Origin of the sequence: Erwinia sp. V90_4 (genome assembly GCF_029967685.1) — a bacterium.
In the GTDB taxonomy this organism is placed as follows: Bacteria; Pseudomonadota; Gammaproteobacteria; order Enterobacterales; family Enterobacteriaceae; genus Erwinia; species Erwinia aphidicola.
On sequence record NZ_JASCAQ010000034.1, the window covers coordinates 198,821 to 213,927 of the forward strand.

General features: G+C 55.5%; 7 protein-coding genes. 4 read left to right on the plus strand and 3 right to left on the minus strand.

The window, feature by feature from the left end; genetic code table 11:
- Window positions 1–77 precede the first annotated feature (77 nt).
- The 4 genes from QLG07_RS04525 to QLG07_RS04540 all read left to right on the plus strand — a co-directional run bounded on the left by QLG07_RS04525 (window position 78) and on the right by QLG07_RS04540 (window position 9,079).
- A complete protein-coding gene (locus QLG07_RS04525; protein WP_282468588.1) occupies window positions 78–4,337 on the plus strand; it encodes an Ig-like domain-containing protein in 4,260 nt (1,419 codons plus the stop codon).
- A 193-nt stretch (window positions 4,338–4,530) separates the two neighbouring features.
- Window positions 4,531–5,427: a hypothetical protein gene (locus QLG07_RS04530; RefSeq protein ID WP_282468589.1), complete on the plus strand. Its 897-nt coding sequence runs from the start codon at window positions 4,531–4,533 to the stop codon at window positions 5,425–5,427.
- Window positions 5,428–5,479: 52 nt separating this feature from the next.
- On the plus strand, window positions 5,480–8,395 hold the full coding sequence (locus QLG07_RS04535; protein WP_282468590.1) for a transporter substrate-binding domain-containing protein: 2,916 nt from the start codon (window positions 5,480–5,482) through the stop codon (window positions 8,393–8,395).
- A 69-nt stretch (window positions 8,396–8,464) separates the two neighbouring features.
- On the plus strand, window positions 8,465–9,079 hold the full coding sequence (locus tag QLG07_RS04540; protein WP_282468591.1) for a response regulator transcription factor: 615 nt from the start codon (window positions 8,465–8,467) through the stop codon (window positions 9,077–9,079).
- Here the strand turns inward: QLG07_RS04540 and QLG07_RS04545 are convergent.
- The 3 genes from QLG07_RS04545 to QLG07_RS04555 form a co-directional block, all read right to left on the minus strand.
- Window positions 9,076–12,759, minus strand: coding sequence for a transporter substrate-binding domain-containing protein (locus QLG07_RS04545; protein WP_282468592.1), 3,684 nt, complete (start codon window positions 12,757–12,759; stop codon window positions 9,076–9,078). The two genes, QLG07_RS04540 and QLG07_RS04545, sit on opposite strands and share 4 nt — an antisense overlap.
- Entirely contained in the window at window positions 12,752–13,369 is a 618-nt protein-coding gene (locus QLG07_RS04550; protein ID WP_187496904.1) for a response regulator transcription factor, read from the minus strand. The genes QLG07_RS04545 and QLG07_RS04550 overlap by 8 nt, the downstream gene beginning before the upstream one ends.
- A 355-nt stretch (window positions 13,370–13,724) precedes the next feature.
- The gene (locus tag QLG07_RS04555) at window positions 13,725–14,927 is read right to left on the minus strand and encodes a tetratricopeptide repeat protein (RefSeq protein WP_282468603.1); all 1,203 of its coding nucleotides are present in this window, start codon (window positions 14,925–14,927) and stop codon (window positions 13,725–13,727) included.
- Window positions 14,928–15,107 lie beyond the last annotated feature (180 nt).

The following is a 15,107-nucleotide window of genomic DNA, read 5'->3' on the forward strand; positions in this document are numbered from 1 at the left end:
CCTGCATTATCAGGAAAATTCTGAGGAACAGCCTCTGAATTTAATTCGTTCAATTCTCTCATCAGGACTCATGCATTATGAATTCACCTCTGCATCTGCTGGTTGTTGACGGCAAAACTATCACTAAGACGGCATCGCTGCCGCAGGCGGCCAAAGGCCAGCCGGTTCATATCAAAGCTATTGACGGCGGTAAATATCTGCTGTCCAGCGGTGAAAATCAGACCGCACCAGACCACATCGTGGTAAAACGCGTCGGTAAAGATCTGCAGGTCTTCACCCAGGATGGCGACGACACGCCGGAAATTATCATTGACGGCTTCTATGACCACCAGGGCGAGCTGTCCGGCATGACCGCCGACGGCACTTACCACACCTACGTCAACCAGGACGGCTCCGATCGCGACGCCTTCCTGCTGCTGGATGACAGCGGCGCATCCACGCTGATCCTCGGCAGTGATTCGACGGCGGGTCTCGAAGGCCTGGCGGCGGCGGCTGGCCTGAGCAACGGCATGATCGCCCTTGGTGCGCTGGCAGCTCTGGCAGCCCTGACCGGCATTGCGCTGGCCGCCAACAATCACGGCGGTGGCCATCACGAAAACGGTAACCACGCCCCGGTAGCTCCGGGGACGATTACCGCCACCGACAACGTCGGCAGCGTGCAAGGGAAGATCCCAGCCAACGGCAGCACCGATGATAGCCACCCGGTATTCGCCGGTAACGGCACTCCAGGCAGCACCGTCAACGTCTACGACAACGGCAAGCTGATTGGCTCCGCGCACGTAGCAAGCAACGGCAGCTGGGAGTTTAAGCCGGTCAGCGCATTGGCCGAAGGCCCGCACAACGTCAGCTTTAGTCAGGTTAACGCCGAGGGCGTCGAAGGCGCGAAAACTGCACCGATTTCGTTCAGCGTTGACCTTACCGCTCCGTCTACGGGCGACGACCTCAGCCTCGCCGACGGCAAAGGCCAGGACCTGACTCACGGCGGTATGACCAACGACGGTGATGTGCGCATGTCCGGCGGCGGCGCAACGCCCGGTGACGTGGTCAAGCTGTATGATGGCGACAAACCGATCGGCTCTGCGGTGGTTGATAAGGACGGCAACTGGACCGTACCCGGCACCATCGTCGGCGACGGCAAACACGACCTTAGCGTTGGCATCACCGATCCGACCGGCAACGAGAGCGCGCGCTCCCTGCCGATTCCGGTAGACCTCGATACTACCGCACCTGCGGCCCCTGCTCCGACCCTCACCGATGGCAACGGCACCGACCTGACCCACGGTGGCCTGACCAACAACGGCGATATGGATATGTCCGGCACCGGCGGTACCCCTGGCGACATCGTGAAGCTGTACGACGGCGACAAGCTGGTCGGCTCCACCACCGTCGACAAAGACGGCAACTGGACAATTCCCGACGCATTAATCGGCGACGGCACCCATGACCTCAGCGCCAGCTATACCGACCCGGCGGGCAACGAAAGTGCTAAATCTGCACCCATTGCTGTCGATCTCGACACGACTGCACCCGCTGCGCCAACGCCCCATCTGGAAGATGGCAACCACCTCGACCTGACCGCCGGCGGCCCGACTAACAACGGCAGCCTGGAGATGTCCGGCAGCGGCGGCACGAAGGGTGACATCGTTAAGCTGTATGACGGCAACACCCTGATTGGCTCTGCAGTAGTCGGCGACGGCGGCATCTGGACCGTACCCGGCGCCATTGCTGGCGACGGCATTCATCCGATCAGCGCCAGCTTTACCGACCCGGCGGGCAACGAAAGCGCCAAATCCGCACCGATTGCGGTCGACCTGGATACCGTGGCTCCGGCTGCGCCTGCGCCAACGCTGGAAGATGGTAACGGCCTCGACCTGACCCACGGCGGCCTGACCAATAACGGTAACCTGGAGATGTCCGGTAGCGGCGGCACCAAGGGTGATATCGTCAAACTTTACGATGGCGCCACTCTGATCGGCTCTGCGGTAGTCGGCGATGGCGGCGTGTGGACCGTACCAGGCGCGATCGGCGGCGAGGGTACCCATCCAATCAGCGCCAGCTTTACAGACCCGGCTGGCAATGAAAGCCTCAAATCTGCCCCTATAGCGGTTGACCTCGACACCATTGCCCCGTCAGCACCGGCTACGCCGACGCTGGAAGATGGCAACGCTAAGGATCTGACCGCAGGCGGTCTGACGAATAACGGCAACCTGGACATGTCCGGCACGGGCGGTACTGAAGGCGAGATCGTTAAACTGTACGACGGCAATACCCTGATTGGTTCCGCCATTGTCGGTCCGGGCGGCGTATGGGACGTTACCGGTCCGATTAGCGGCGACGGCACCCACCCGATCAGCGCCAGCTACACCGACAAAGCCGGCAATGAGAGCGCCAAATCGGCTCCTATCGCGGTTGACCTCGACACCACCGCTCCGGCGGCGCCAACGCCAACGCTGGAAGACGGCAATGATAAAGATTTGACCGCGGGCGGCGTAACCAACAACGGTAATATGGAGATGTCAGGCAGCGGCGGCATTGAAGGTGATATCGTCAAGCTGTACGACGGCAGTACCCTGATCGGTTCTGGTATTGTTGGCCCTGGCGGTGCCTGGACCGTTACCGGTCCGATTACCGGCGACGGCACGCATCCAATCAGTGCCAGCTTTACCGACCCGGCAGGCAATGAAAGCGCAAAATCCACGCCAATTGCGGTGGATTTGGATACTGTTGCTCCGGTAAAACCGGTGATTGTTAGCGCGGATGATACCACCGGCACCGTCACTGACCCGCTGCACAGCGGCGACTGGACCGATGAGAAGCAGCCGCTGCTGAGCGGTACATCCGGGGAAGAAGGGTTACGCGTTGAGCTGCGCGACCAAAGCGGCACACTGATCGGCACCGCGATCACTGGCCCTGGCGGAAGCTGGTCGGTTAGCCCTGACCTGGCGCTGGCCAACGGCGACTATAACTTTACCGTGCGCCTGATTGATGATGCAGGTAACAGTACCGACTCCGACCCGTTCGAACTGCACATTGATGATACGGTTCCGGCAGCACCGACAATCACCGACCTTGAAGATAACGTCGGCCTTGTAACCGGCAGCCTGGTATCAGGATCCATCACCGATGACACCACGCCGACCCTCAACGGCAGCGGTCCGGCCAACGGTCAGGTGGTACTAATGAATAACGGCACCCCGGTGGCAACGGTGGATGTGGATGGCAGCGGCAACTGGAGCTGGACACCAACCGCCGACATGGCTTACGACAACTATGCCTTTACGGCTCAGCCGATCAGTCAGGCGGGCGTCGTAGGTGCCGCCAGTAGCGAGTTCGACTTTAAGCTGGCGGCTACCGTGCTTGATCCGTTCACCAGTTATACCGAAGGCAGCACCGTTGCCAGCGGTACGCATATGAATGGATACACGATCAGCTATACGGGTAACCCTACTGTCATGGTGGGAGCTGTCGCCTGGTACCCTGCTGGCGGGAAAGTCTTACAGCTTAATGCAAGCTCTCTCAGCATGACGATGGAACTTAATCTTGACAACCCGGCTTATAACTTCTCGATCGAGACTGCTGGGGTGAATGTGGCGGGTACGGCGTGGCTGAACTTCTATGACACCAATAATACGTTGATTGGAACACTGCAATTAGCCACGGGTGCAATCAGCACCAACAGCTATACAGCTCCCGATGGTTCACTGATTGGCCGTGTTGAAATCGTTGCGGTCAACGAAGCAAGTGGTTTCATCGTAGATAACATCCAGTACTCCAAAGCCAACGCGGCAGATATCGCCGCAGCTCACAGCGCCGGCATCAGTAGCGTTGCAGACGAATCCGCTTCTCACGATGCAGAGCACGGCATCATGGCGGTGTCGTCCGTGACGGAAGAACATCACGATGCGGCGCAGCAGCCTCAGAGTGCCGTGGAGCATCATGACCAGCAGAACAGTATTCACGGTCAGCCGCTGAATACGCTGGTGATTGATCAGGCCGAGCAGCCAATCAATCTGAGCAATATTGTGCATCAGCAGCCGGAAGTAGATGTGATTGATATTACGGCTAAAGGGGACACCACGCTGAATCTCAACGTCAACGACGTGCTGGCGATGGGCAGTGAAGATCTGTTCCTGAACAACGGCAGTACCCAGCTGATGGTCAAAGGCGATAGCGGAGATAGCGTTAACCTGGAGAGCGTCAACGGCGATAAATCAACGGATCAGTGGAACGCCCAGGGTGAAGTGACCATGGATGGTACTACCTACAACGTCTATCAGAACAGCGACCACGAGGTTGATGTGCTGATCCAGCAGGGCGTTCAGGTTCATCAGCAGTAATTCCGTTGTGTTACAGGCCACCGCGCGTGGTCCTGTTTTGCCCGCCTCCTCTGGCGGGCTTTTTTTCCCTGCAATTTCCCCCGCCAGCTGAAACCAAGACCGGGCCTGGACTAACTCTTAACCCACTCAGGCACAATCAAAGAAATTTCTTAACACGCGGCTTTTTCTCACTTTTTTACAGGAACAATTCCAGATGCCCCCTTTTACTGACACCACTAATCTGCGAGAGTCACAGGCTCCTTCAGCGCTCTCCCCCACCGAGCCAGAGCGCGCCGACCCACAGGAGTGGGAAGATAGCGGCGATGATGACAACAACCGCTACGCGCGCTCCCTACAGGGCAGTGCCCCTGCTCGTGCCCTGTATACCGGCACTGACGTCAGCCACGAGTTGGTGTACCTGGTGAACGATCGCGCGCTCGATCCCATTGCCGTGGCGGGGAGTGACACTGCGCCCGTTACCTCCTTAGCCGAGACCCGCCCCGAAGACGTAAATCTACAGCAGGATGCACAGAGTTCTGACGTGCCAGCCAGCGACGCTTCCGCCACGAAGGCTGAAAATAGTGTCGTCCATCAGGAGGCTAACCACAGCGCTGACCCACAGGATAAAGGCGAGCCGCCGTTAAAATCACCCTCACAGCATGCCGCTGAAGCCAAAGTTGACGCCCACGACCGGCACGCAGAACAGCAGCATGGCGAGCATCATCCGCAGGCCGATCATAGCGCGGTAACCCAACATCACGCTGCCCCGGTGCAGGATAGTTATCTGGGCACCAGCCACCACGACCCGCTGCTGGCGGATATTATTTCGCTACACACCGTTCCAGCCAGCGTCGAGCCCGGCGCCAAGAGCGTTACGCTACTGCCGGGTCCCGGCGAGCTGCTGGTGCCTGCGCCAGAGCAGCTGTTCAGCGGTAATGCGATCGCCGACAGCACGCCAGCGTCCGCGCTTGAGCTGAACGACGTCGTGGGTGAAGAACCCCCAGCCAGTTGGAACAACCACCAACCCGCCTGCGATGACGGGATTGTGGCCGTAATGCCGCCAGTGACGCCAACCGAACCGGAACAGACTGAAATGCATCATCTGTTTTAACACCGCCCACTGAGCCGCCCCACGAGGGAGCAGGCGCAAACATGTTGCAATAATGATGAATCGATTTCTGCTAACTCTTCTGCTGTGTGCCGTCACGCTGTGGTCTGACGTCGTGGCAAGTACGCCAGCACCGCAAGTCCTGACGCTAACGCCGCGTATTGAAGTCACGCCGCCCGTGACAAACTTCACCCCTGATGTGACGGCCTGGCTGCGCTCGCATCCGGTAATAAAGGTCGGCGTATGGGGCCTGTCTCAACCTCCCGTCAGCGAGGGGATTGAGCGCGGCCAGCTGGCAGGAATCGATGCCGACTATTTGTCACTGCTGGAGTCGGCGCTGAACGTCCACTTCACATTACTCCACTATCGCAACAGTAGAGCCGCGCTGGCGGCCCTGAATAGTGGGGAGATCACGCTGCTGGCGGTGTGGAATAAAGCCATAACGTCGCAGGGCCGGGTACAGGCTTCACTGCCGTGGCTGCTCGACAGCCCGGTGCTGGTCAGCCGCCAGAAAATTGTCTCCGCTGCAGCAGGTATGTCTAACGCGCCACCTCATTTGCTTAACGACCTGCTGACTGATGCGGCAAACCTGACCGGCCGCACGCCGCTGGAAGAGAACAGCGGACAGCAAAATTATCATCACATTATCAACTCCGTGGCACTTGGCACTTCTGCACCCCAGTGGATGAACCGCGCCACGGCGAAATTTCTGACGCGCGACATGCAGGTCGAGCACCTCTGGCTGCTGCCCCATCCGACGCATGGCGATCTTAATCTTAGCTTCGGCGTCAGCGAGCGTTCGCCGCACTTACTGCGCGCCATTGATAGCGTGCTGAGCAGCCTGCCGCTGGTCAGTCGCCTGAGGATTGCGCAAAGTTGGGGGCTGGGTAATGACCATGTGATCAACCCACACGCTTTACAGCTTAGCGAACCGGAAAGCGCCTGGCTGCAACAGCAGAATGCCATCAACGTGCTGTTGGACAGCCGCCATGCTCCACTGAATTTTGTTGATGCCAACGGGCGACCCGCCGGGCTCTCCGTTGATATTTTACAGTGGCTGAGCCAACACTTCGGCCTGACGTTTAATTATAAAATCGCCCATAGCGATGAACAGATGGCCGAGCTGCTAGGGCAGTATAAGTCGGCGATAGTGGCCAGCGATCTGAGCGTGCCAGGGGAGAGTGAGGTGATGCCCCCTACCCTGAAGCAGAGCATGCCATGGCTGGTCAGCCCGGCTATTTTGCTGATGAAAAAGGCGGATGTTCACCCCATCTCAATGCACGAACTCAGCGGAGAGAAGATCGCCATTGAGCGTGGCAATCCCCTTATCCCGTGGTTGGAAACCTGGTTTCCCATGCTGCAGCTCACGCTGACAGAGACCTCCAGCCAGTCCGTCGATTTACTGGAAAATGACGCAGTACATGGCGCTATTTCAACCCTGTTTGCTGCACAATATTATTTGCAACAGAACAGCCATCGCGGTCTCTATCAGGCTCTGGCACTGCCTGCCAGGCCGATCAATGTTAGTTTTGCCGCGCGCGGTGACAATGCCCCAGCCATCGCCATCATTAACAAAGCGCTGCAGGCCACCTCACCGGAAACCCTGATCAAACTCGCCGCAACCTGGCGCGTAGAGCCGGTGGCAGAGGAAGATGAGCAGGACTGGTTCTCAGATTTAGGTTCACTGATGCTGCCCGTTCTGGCCGTTCTGGCCGTTCTGCTGGTTATCATTCTCAGTGCGTTGTGGATTAACCATCTACGCCACTCACTGCAGCGACTGCTCGACCGCCTCAGGCAAAATCGCATGCTGATAGCCCAGTTGCAGGCTGCCAAAGACAAAAATCAGCGTATGCTACAGGCGCATAACACCTTTATGAAAAGTATGAGTCACCAGGTGCGCACGCCGATCAATGCCATTATCGGCCTGCTTGAGCTGGAGTTACGTAAGCCGGGTAACGCAGCACGCCCCAATATCAATCTGCAAACTGCCTATGAATCTGCCTGCGAGCTGATGTCGCTGACCGGGGACGTGTTCGATATCTTTCGCGCGGAAACACCAGACCATGCGGGCAATTCACGCCTGGTAAACCTGTCCTCGCTGGTACAAAGTACCGTGGCGCTCTACCGCCAGCAGGCCGAAGAAAATTCCCAACGAATTCTCATCACCAATCGAATGAGAGAAACACAGTGTGAAACCGACCCCCTGCTGATTATCCGCGTGCTCTCTACGCTATTGCGTAATGCGGTGAAACACACCCCAGCCGGGGATATCGAAGTGATGCTGCTGCAGGGAAACATCAATGCTCAGGGCCAGCTTCCACTGGAGATAAAAGTCACTGACCGCGGAGCTGGGCTACCATTAAGCTGGGAAACAGATCTCCAGTTAGAGGAGTCCGCCAGTGAAACCGACCTGCACGGCACCGGGTTGAGCCTTCAAGCCTGCCGCCAGATGGTCGCGATGGCCGGAGGAAAACTGCGGATTGAGAGCGAAACAGGGCATGGCACTGCGGTCAGCCTGCATCTGAATGCCCGCTCAGCGCTTAAGCCCGCTACGCAGGTGCTCACGCCGACATCATTGAATATTCTGGTGGTGGATGATTACCCCCCGGCCTTACTGATACTCAACCAGCAGCTCAGCGCGATGGGTCACAAGGTCACTACTGCGGTTCACGGGCTGGAAGGCTTGAATTACTGGCAGAACGCGGGGGATTACTCGCTGATCATCACCGACTGCACCATGCCGGAGATGGACGGTTTTGCCATGACGCAGCGTATTCGCACCGAAGAGCAACAGCTTAATCTTGCGCCAATCCCGATCCTCGGGCTGACGGCAATGATTGGCGAGGAAGTGGCCCGCCTCTGCCTGGAGGCCGGAATGAATGAGTGCCTGACCAAGCCACTGTCATCTAATCATCTGCATCGTCTTATTACTCATTACACCACAGCCGGCGCTTTACACGCGACGGAATGAAGGAGACCCGTCCTGGTTTATCTATTGCGTTGCTATGAGAGAATTTAGTCTTCTAATTAAGGGAATAGCATGTCTACTAATGTAATTATCTATGATAGCCACCCGATTATTATATATGGCTTAAAGCATCTGTTGGCAAATATGGATTACACCATAACCTGCAGCACTTCAGAACCGAGTGAGTTTATTTATCAGGTTGAAACCCATATTCCCGACGTTATTATTTTCGACCCGGTTAACCTGCCAGAAGAACCTTTCAATAAGCTGTGTCGGATAAAACGCTTGAACCCGCACATCAAAGTTTTTGTACTGGCGGGAGGGGACAGCGCCTATCACCTGATTCGCGGCCATCGTCTGGAAATTCAGGGCTATCTGACCAAGTCAGACGAGCTGGAGAGAATTGTAATACTGCTTGAGCGAATGAAAAGTGACAGACATATCTTCGCACACTCGCCACTTCAGGTCGGCAGCACCAATAAAGATCTGCAGTTAATACTGACATTCACCAACCGGGAATTGCAAATTCTGCGCGAACTGGCCAGTGGGAAAACGAATAAAACTATTGCCAGCGAGCTTTTACTCAGCAGTAAAACTATCAGTACCTATAAACGCAGTATTATGACAAAACTGAAAACGGATAAAATCCGCGACGTGGTGGATTTTGCCCGTCGTAACGGTTTTTAGCATGGCCTGTTTAACTCCTCTGCTGCTTCCGTTTCAAGCTGAGCCAGGTAGTCATTAAGTATCCTGATTAACTGACTGTACTGTGTAGCTAATCTACCTTCATGAGCTTCAGGCTGGCGACAATTGACTTCCAGCTGAATGCAGGCATCCGCTAAGTCATTTCGCCCGGCAATCCTGACGCTGCCCGCGATACGGTGCGCCAGGTCGGCAACCTCACCAGGCTGCTCGGCAAGATGCAGCACCGCCATCCGCTCAAGATCCGCCTTCAGGGTGGTGATCATCAGGTTGCGCATAGCGATTTTAATCTGACGGTCAACTTCATCATTAGCATTTTCGATACTGCTGTCAGGCTCAACGCTTTCGGCACGTTGGTTTTGCTCAATGCTGATACTCTTTTTCACGCTTTGAACATGTTGACGGCTTACGTTAATAGCCCGCAGTGCGGCAGCCAGACTGTTGATCGAGCAGGGTTTAAACAGGCAGCTGTTCATACCCGCCCGCAAACACCGCTCGGTGATTTCATGCATGGCATTGGCGGTAAAGCCCATTATCCAGCTGGGTTCGCGCTGCTGCTCCTCTTCCGATTCACGAATAATCTCCGTCAGCTGATAGCCATTGATCCCCGGCATATTACAGTCGGTGATAATCACATCGAAGCGATTCTCCTGCCAAAGTTTTAACGCGGCGTAGCCGTCACTTGCCAGTTGGGTAGTTTGCCCGAGCCATGCCAACTGCTTTGCCAGCAGCATACGATTGGCGGCATTATCATCTACCACCAGCACGTGGAATATCGGCAGCCCCTGCTCCGGCTGCTCACTAACGCTACTCTGCTCAGCTATCTGAGCAACAAGCGGCAGCTGTAGCGTAGCGCGTACCCGCGTGCCCATACCCTTTTCGCTGTTTAACGTCAGCGAGCCCTGCATATTTTCGCAAATGGTGCGGCTGATATATAGCCCCAGCCCGGTGCCAGCACGGCGATTTTCCGCCTGGCTGAAAGGCTGGAACAGCGCCGCCTGGCTGGCTGCCGCAATCCCAATACCGCTATCCTGTACCTCAATACAGTAATATACGCAGCCATTATCCCGGTCGATACTCTGTTGCAGTGAAAGCGAGACGCCGCCGCGATCGGTGAATTTGATTGCATTGCTGAGTAGATTCGCCAACACCTGCTTAATTCGCAGCGGGTCGGCCATGACATCCACTATCGGCTCTTCCGGGTAGAGTTTGTTGAGAGTAATATTTTTATCAATCGCCAGGCCCTGATAAACCTTCAGCATGTTGTCGATCACCTTGCCAAGGTTGATCGTTTCAGGATTGAACTCCAGATGACCGCCCTCAATACGGCTGATATCAAGAATATCGCCGATCAGCCCGACCAGGCTCTCAGCTGATTCATAGGCCACTTCCAGCGCCTGCAGATCGATCTGGTTATCGCGCCCTCTTTTCAGCGCCATATCCAGCATGCCGATAATGGCGTTCATCGGCGTGCGGATTTCGTGGCTCATGGTGGAGAGGAATACCGATTTGGCACGGTTTGAGTCCTCGGCGCGCTCTTTGGCATCGCGCAATTCGGCAAACAGCGCCTCACGTTCGGTAATATCCATCCATCCGCCAATCACCCCCATCACCTTGCCATCACTGTCGTGCCAGGGCTGGATCCACTGGTAGACCGTCAGACCAATTGAGGAGTCCGGGTTACCATAGAGATCGTAGCGGCGGTCCTCAACGATCGGCTGATCGGTAGCAATCACCTCAAGCATTTGCTGATGATAGAAGCTGGCCTGCTCGGGGGAGCGCAAACCGGGTGATTGCTCCATGGTGGTACCCAGCGCTGCCTGATAATCGATTCCGGTCTCTTCCAGATAGCGCTGGTTACAGTAGATTAAACAGGCGTTATTGTCGCGCAGCGATACCGGGAAAGGCATGCTGTTCACCACTTCACGCAGTTGTGAAAGCTGGTTATTCAGCTGTCGACGCAGCTCGGCTTTACGTTTGATCTGCTGGCGTAAATAGAGCGCCCAGCCGGTGATAATAGCAATGATCAGCAGAGTAAAAAGCCCGCTGGCGATCAGCACTTCACGATAGCGTGACCAAAAATTATCCACCACGATAAAGTCACTGGGCCGCCAGCGATTGGCAAGGCTTTCCATCTCAGAGGGAGGAATACTCAGTAGAACCTTATCGAGAATATTGCGTAATACCGGATCGGCCCGCCCGACGCCAAAAGAGATCCAGGCGGGCGTATCCCCAATCGTACCTACGATTTTCAGCCGGTTAGCATACTGGGTTTTAATGTGGTAATCCGCCATCATCAGGATACTGACTGAGGCATCGGCCCGCCCTTTGGCGACGCTGGCTAACAGCTCGGATTCGTTCTCCACCGCCACAATATTAATTTCAGGATAACGGCTGCGCACCAGCGACTCAACGTTGGTGTTGTGCACCAGTGCCAGGCGTTTACCGCGCAGATCGGGCAGTGAGTGAATATCATTATTATCTTTGCGCACCGCCAGGGCGAAGGCACTGCGCAGATAAGGCCGGGTAAAGAGAATCTGCTTGCTGCGTGCCTCGCTCGGGGTCAGGGAGGCGAGCATATCGGCTTTGCCGCTGTTCACCCCGTCAACCAGCTGCTGCGTGGTGTCCACCGTAGAAAAATGGAAATGCATACCGGTTTTTAACGCAATAACCGATAGCAGGTCACCCACCATGCCATGCAGAGTGCCATTGTTATCAACAAAAGAGATGGGCGCAGCGTTATCCTGGCCATACAGCAGCACGTTAATATGCTGATGATCTGCCATCCATTTTTTTTCTTCTGGCGTAAAACTGAGCGGTGATGCCGTCTGCCCCACCTCCACCAGATTAGTCTGCCACAGCCGCTGTAGCCGATCTTTCTCCTCCTGAGGAATGGCCGCAAGCGCTTCATTTACCAGCGTAACCAGGATCGGCTGTTGGCGGCTCAGCGCGAAACCGACCAGACGATCGGGCAGCTGGCTGTAACGCTCAAGGCGCACGTTGTTGAGAAAGTTGCGGCTGAGCGAGTAGCTGTTGCCAATAAAGACCTTTTCCTGACCGAAAGCCACAGCGCTAAGGGCATCCTGATAATTATTGTAAAAGCGAAAATTTGCCTCGGGGTAGTATTTCTTCAGCGTGGTAAGCGGTAAAAAGTCTTTCACCATCGCCACATTGATGTTGCGCAGATCGTACGGCAGCGTCTGAATATCATTGATATTGACCCCCAGCACCGGTTTTTCCACTGCATAAGGAAGGGAAAAATCATAGTCCGGGTCATCGCTGAATCCCGGTACTGAGGGGATAAGGTCAATCTCTCCTTTAGCCAGCGCCTGCCACAGCATCTTGCTGTCGTCGTATTGTTTGACGACCACTGGCAGCCCGAGCTGTACAGCCACCATGCTGATATAATCGGCGCTGACGCCTTCATACTCCTGGCGCATATTGCGCATGCCAAACGGCGGCATGTCATAACGTAATATGCCTATCACCAACTGTTTACGCTGGTGCAGATACTGCTGCTGCGTAACGCTAAGCTTTAGCGGTTTGAATTCGTGAAGCGCTGCGCGTGACAGCAAATGAAATTCTGCTGCCCATGCAGGCGTCAGTATCATTACACAGGCAGCCAGCAGCATGGATTGAAACAGGCGCATCATCGCGTCAGTCATTGATCAGGGCATTGTTGCGGGCAAAATCAATCAGCTCGATCAGCGTGCTGGCATTAAGTTTGATTTTAAGACGATGTTTATACGTGCTGATGGTCTTTTCACTCAGCAGCAGCTGCTCGGCAATCTGCTTATTGCCAAAGCCCCGCCCTATCAACATCAGTACGCTAAGTTCGCGATCAGAAAGTTGCTTAAGCGGATCCACATCGGCCGCGGCTCCGTAGTTATGGCTGCTCTGGGGAAAATAGCTAATGCCGCGCATGACCAGCTTGATAGCGTCCGTCAATTCAGCGAGATCGTCAGTTTTAGTGACAAAACCATCTGCGCCGGTCTGCTGGCAGCGCTGGGCAAAGTGCGCTGTCGCCTGCGAAGTCAGCACCAGGATCTTCAGCGGGATGGCCATCGAACGTAAGCGCTCAATCACCTGGAAACCGTCAATCTTAGGCAACCCGATATCCAGCAGGACTAAATCTGGCTCCAGCTCACGTACTTTTGCCAACGCATCGACGCCGTTATCCGTTTCAGCGACCACTTCCAGACCATGCTTTTCCAGCAGCATTTTTACCGCAAAGCGGATGACAGGATGATCGTCAACAATGATCACTTTTTTCATAAGAATTCAGTTTCCTGGATAAGCAAACTCTCCCCATAAGGGGTGAAGAAGGGCGCTACCATAGCTGGTTAATACAGATTTAACTGTAGGATATTACTTATCCTTTAGGCTATAAAAAAGTTAATTTCCCGAAAAAAAACCTTAGTTATTAGATGGTTTTTGATAATTCCCGGTGAAAAATGACCTTGTTAAGCTGTTAAACCAATGGCGGCAAAAATAGTAAAGCCATTGCCGGATCTATTTAATCGGACTTAACTCAAATAATTCAGTTCGCTAGTGAAAAATACCCTCTATATATAATTAAAGGCAGAACCAGACGACCCTGGTGTTGGTTGCTCAGTTCGCGCCCCCGCCATCAAACCTTGCGAACGCTGAGCTCGCCACGCTGATACCGCTGCACTAAGAAAAAGGGTAGCGAAATCGACCAATCCCCCCCCTGGACACCGGCGTGATAGCGATACTGCTGGCCGCCCATCATCAGCTCCACCGCCTGCTGCGCCCCGTCCGCCAGCGTGCTGCTCCCGGCTGCGCAGGAATAACCGACATTGCTGCCGACGTGAAAGGCATCGGTTTGCCAGCGGATGGGACCATGCGCCGGCCACGGCTGCGCGTGGTGGAAATTAAATAGCTCGTCGTGATTAAGGATGCTTTCACGCACCGTCGGCCACAGCACCGCTTTCAGGAAGTACTGATCGGTGAAGCGCTCGGCGCCCTGGTAGCTGGCGATAAAGTTCTGGATCAGCGGTTCCACCCGCGGGAATACCCCGTTCACCCCGCCCCACATTCCGGCCAGCAGCAGCTCGGTATGGGTGAAGTAGTCGCGCATATGATGGAAATGATACGGCGAGGCGAGCCACGCTTGCACGGCAGCGCTTTCACGCTCCGATACCAGCGAGTCGGCATCGCGCACGATAAAGCGCTCCACCAGCGGATCGTCCATCACCAGGAAACGCCATAGCGTAGGGAAGATATCTTTATCACCGGACATATCGCGCAGCTGAGCTCCCGCATCCCTCAGACGCTGCCAGACGTGCTCAGGCACGCTGTCATCCAGATAGACGCGGCATCTCCAGTGCGGATAGAGTTCGGCTGCCGCTTTAATGTTTTCAACCAGCGTTTCACAGTAGCGCGGCTGGGCACCGTATAAACTGAAAGCGATAATATTCTTGTCACGTGCCTGAGTATTGAAGGGTTTTATCGGCCCGAGCGGCCAGCGCTGCCCGTGACGAAACTTATCATCCGCGGCCCGGAGCGAGCGATGGCCGTAGCGCTGCAGCTCCTCTGTTTTACCCAGCCAGCCGCACACTTCAGCCAGCCCGTCGAGCCAGGTTTCAGAAGCCTGCTGCCGAAACGGCGATGCCTCAATGCGCTGATAGGTTTTATACGCCTGGCTGTAATTGCCTTCGCGCATCAGCGCCAGCGCGTAGTCGCTCAACACCGACATATTGCCCGGCATCATCCTCAGCACTTGCTCGCAGCACTGGCGTGCCCGTGGGTAATCCAGCTGCGCCATGGCCTGGCGGAACTGCGCGGCGATCTGCTGGCATTTTTGCACCATAGCAGCAGAGGGAGCAACGGGCTTGCGCCCTGAAGATTGGATACGCGGCGGCATAATTTTCACTCACAAAGACCAGAAATTTCCGATAGTTTAAACGCCGCTTGCTTTTTCCTTCACAAGACTGGTCTTGGAATACTTTTTGTTTACAATAATCCCCGCCGCATTACCGATAGTTTCCGG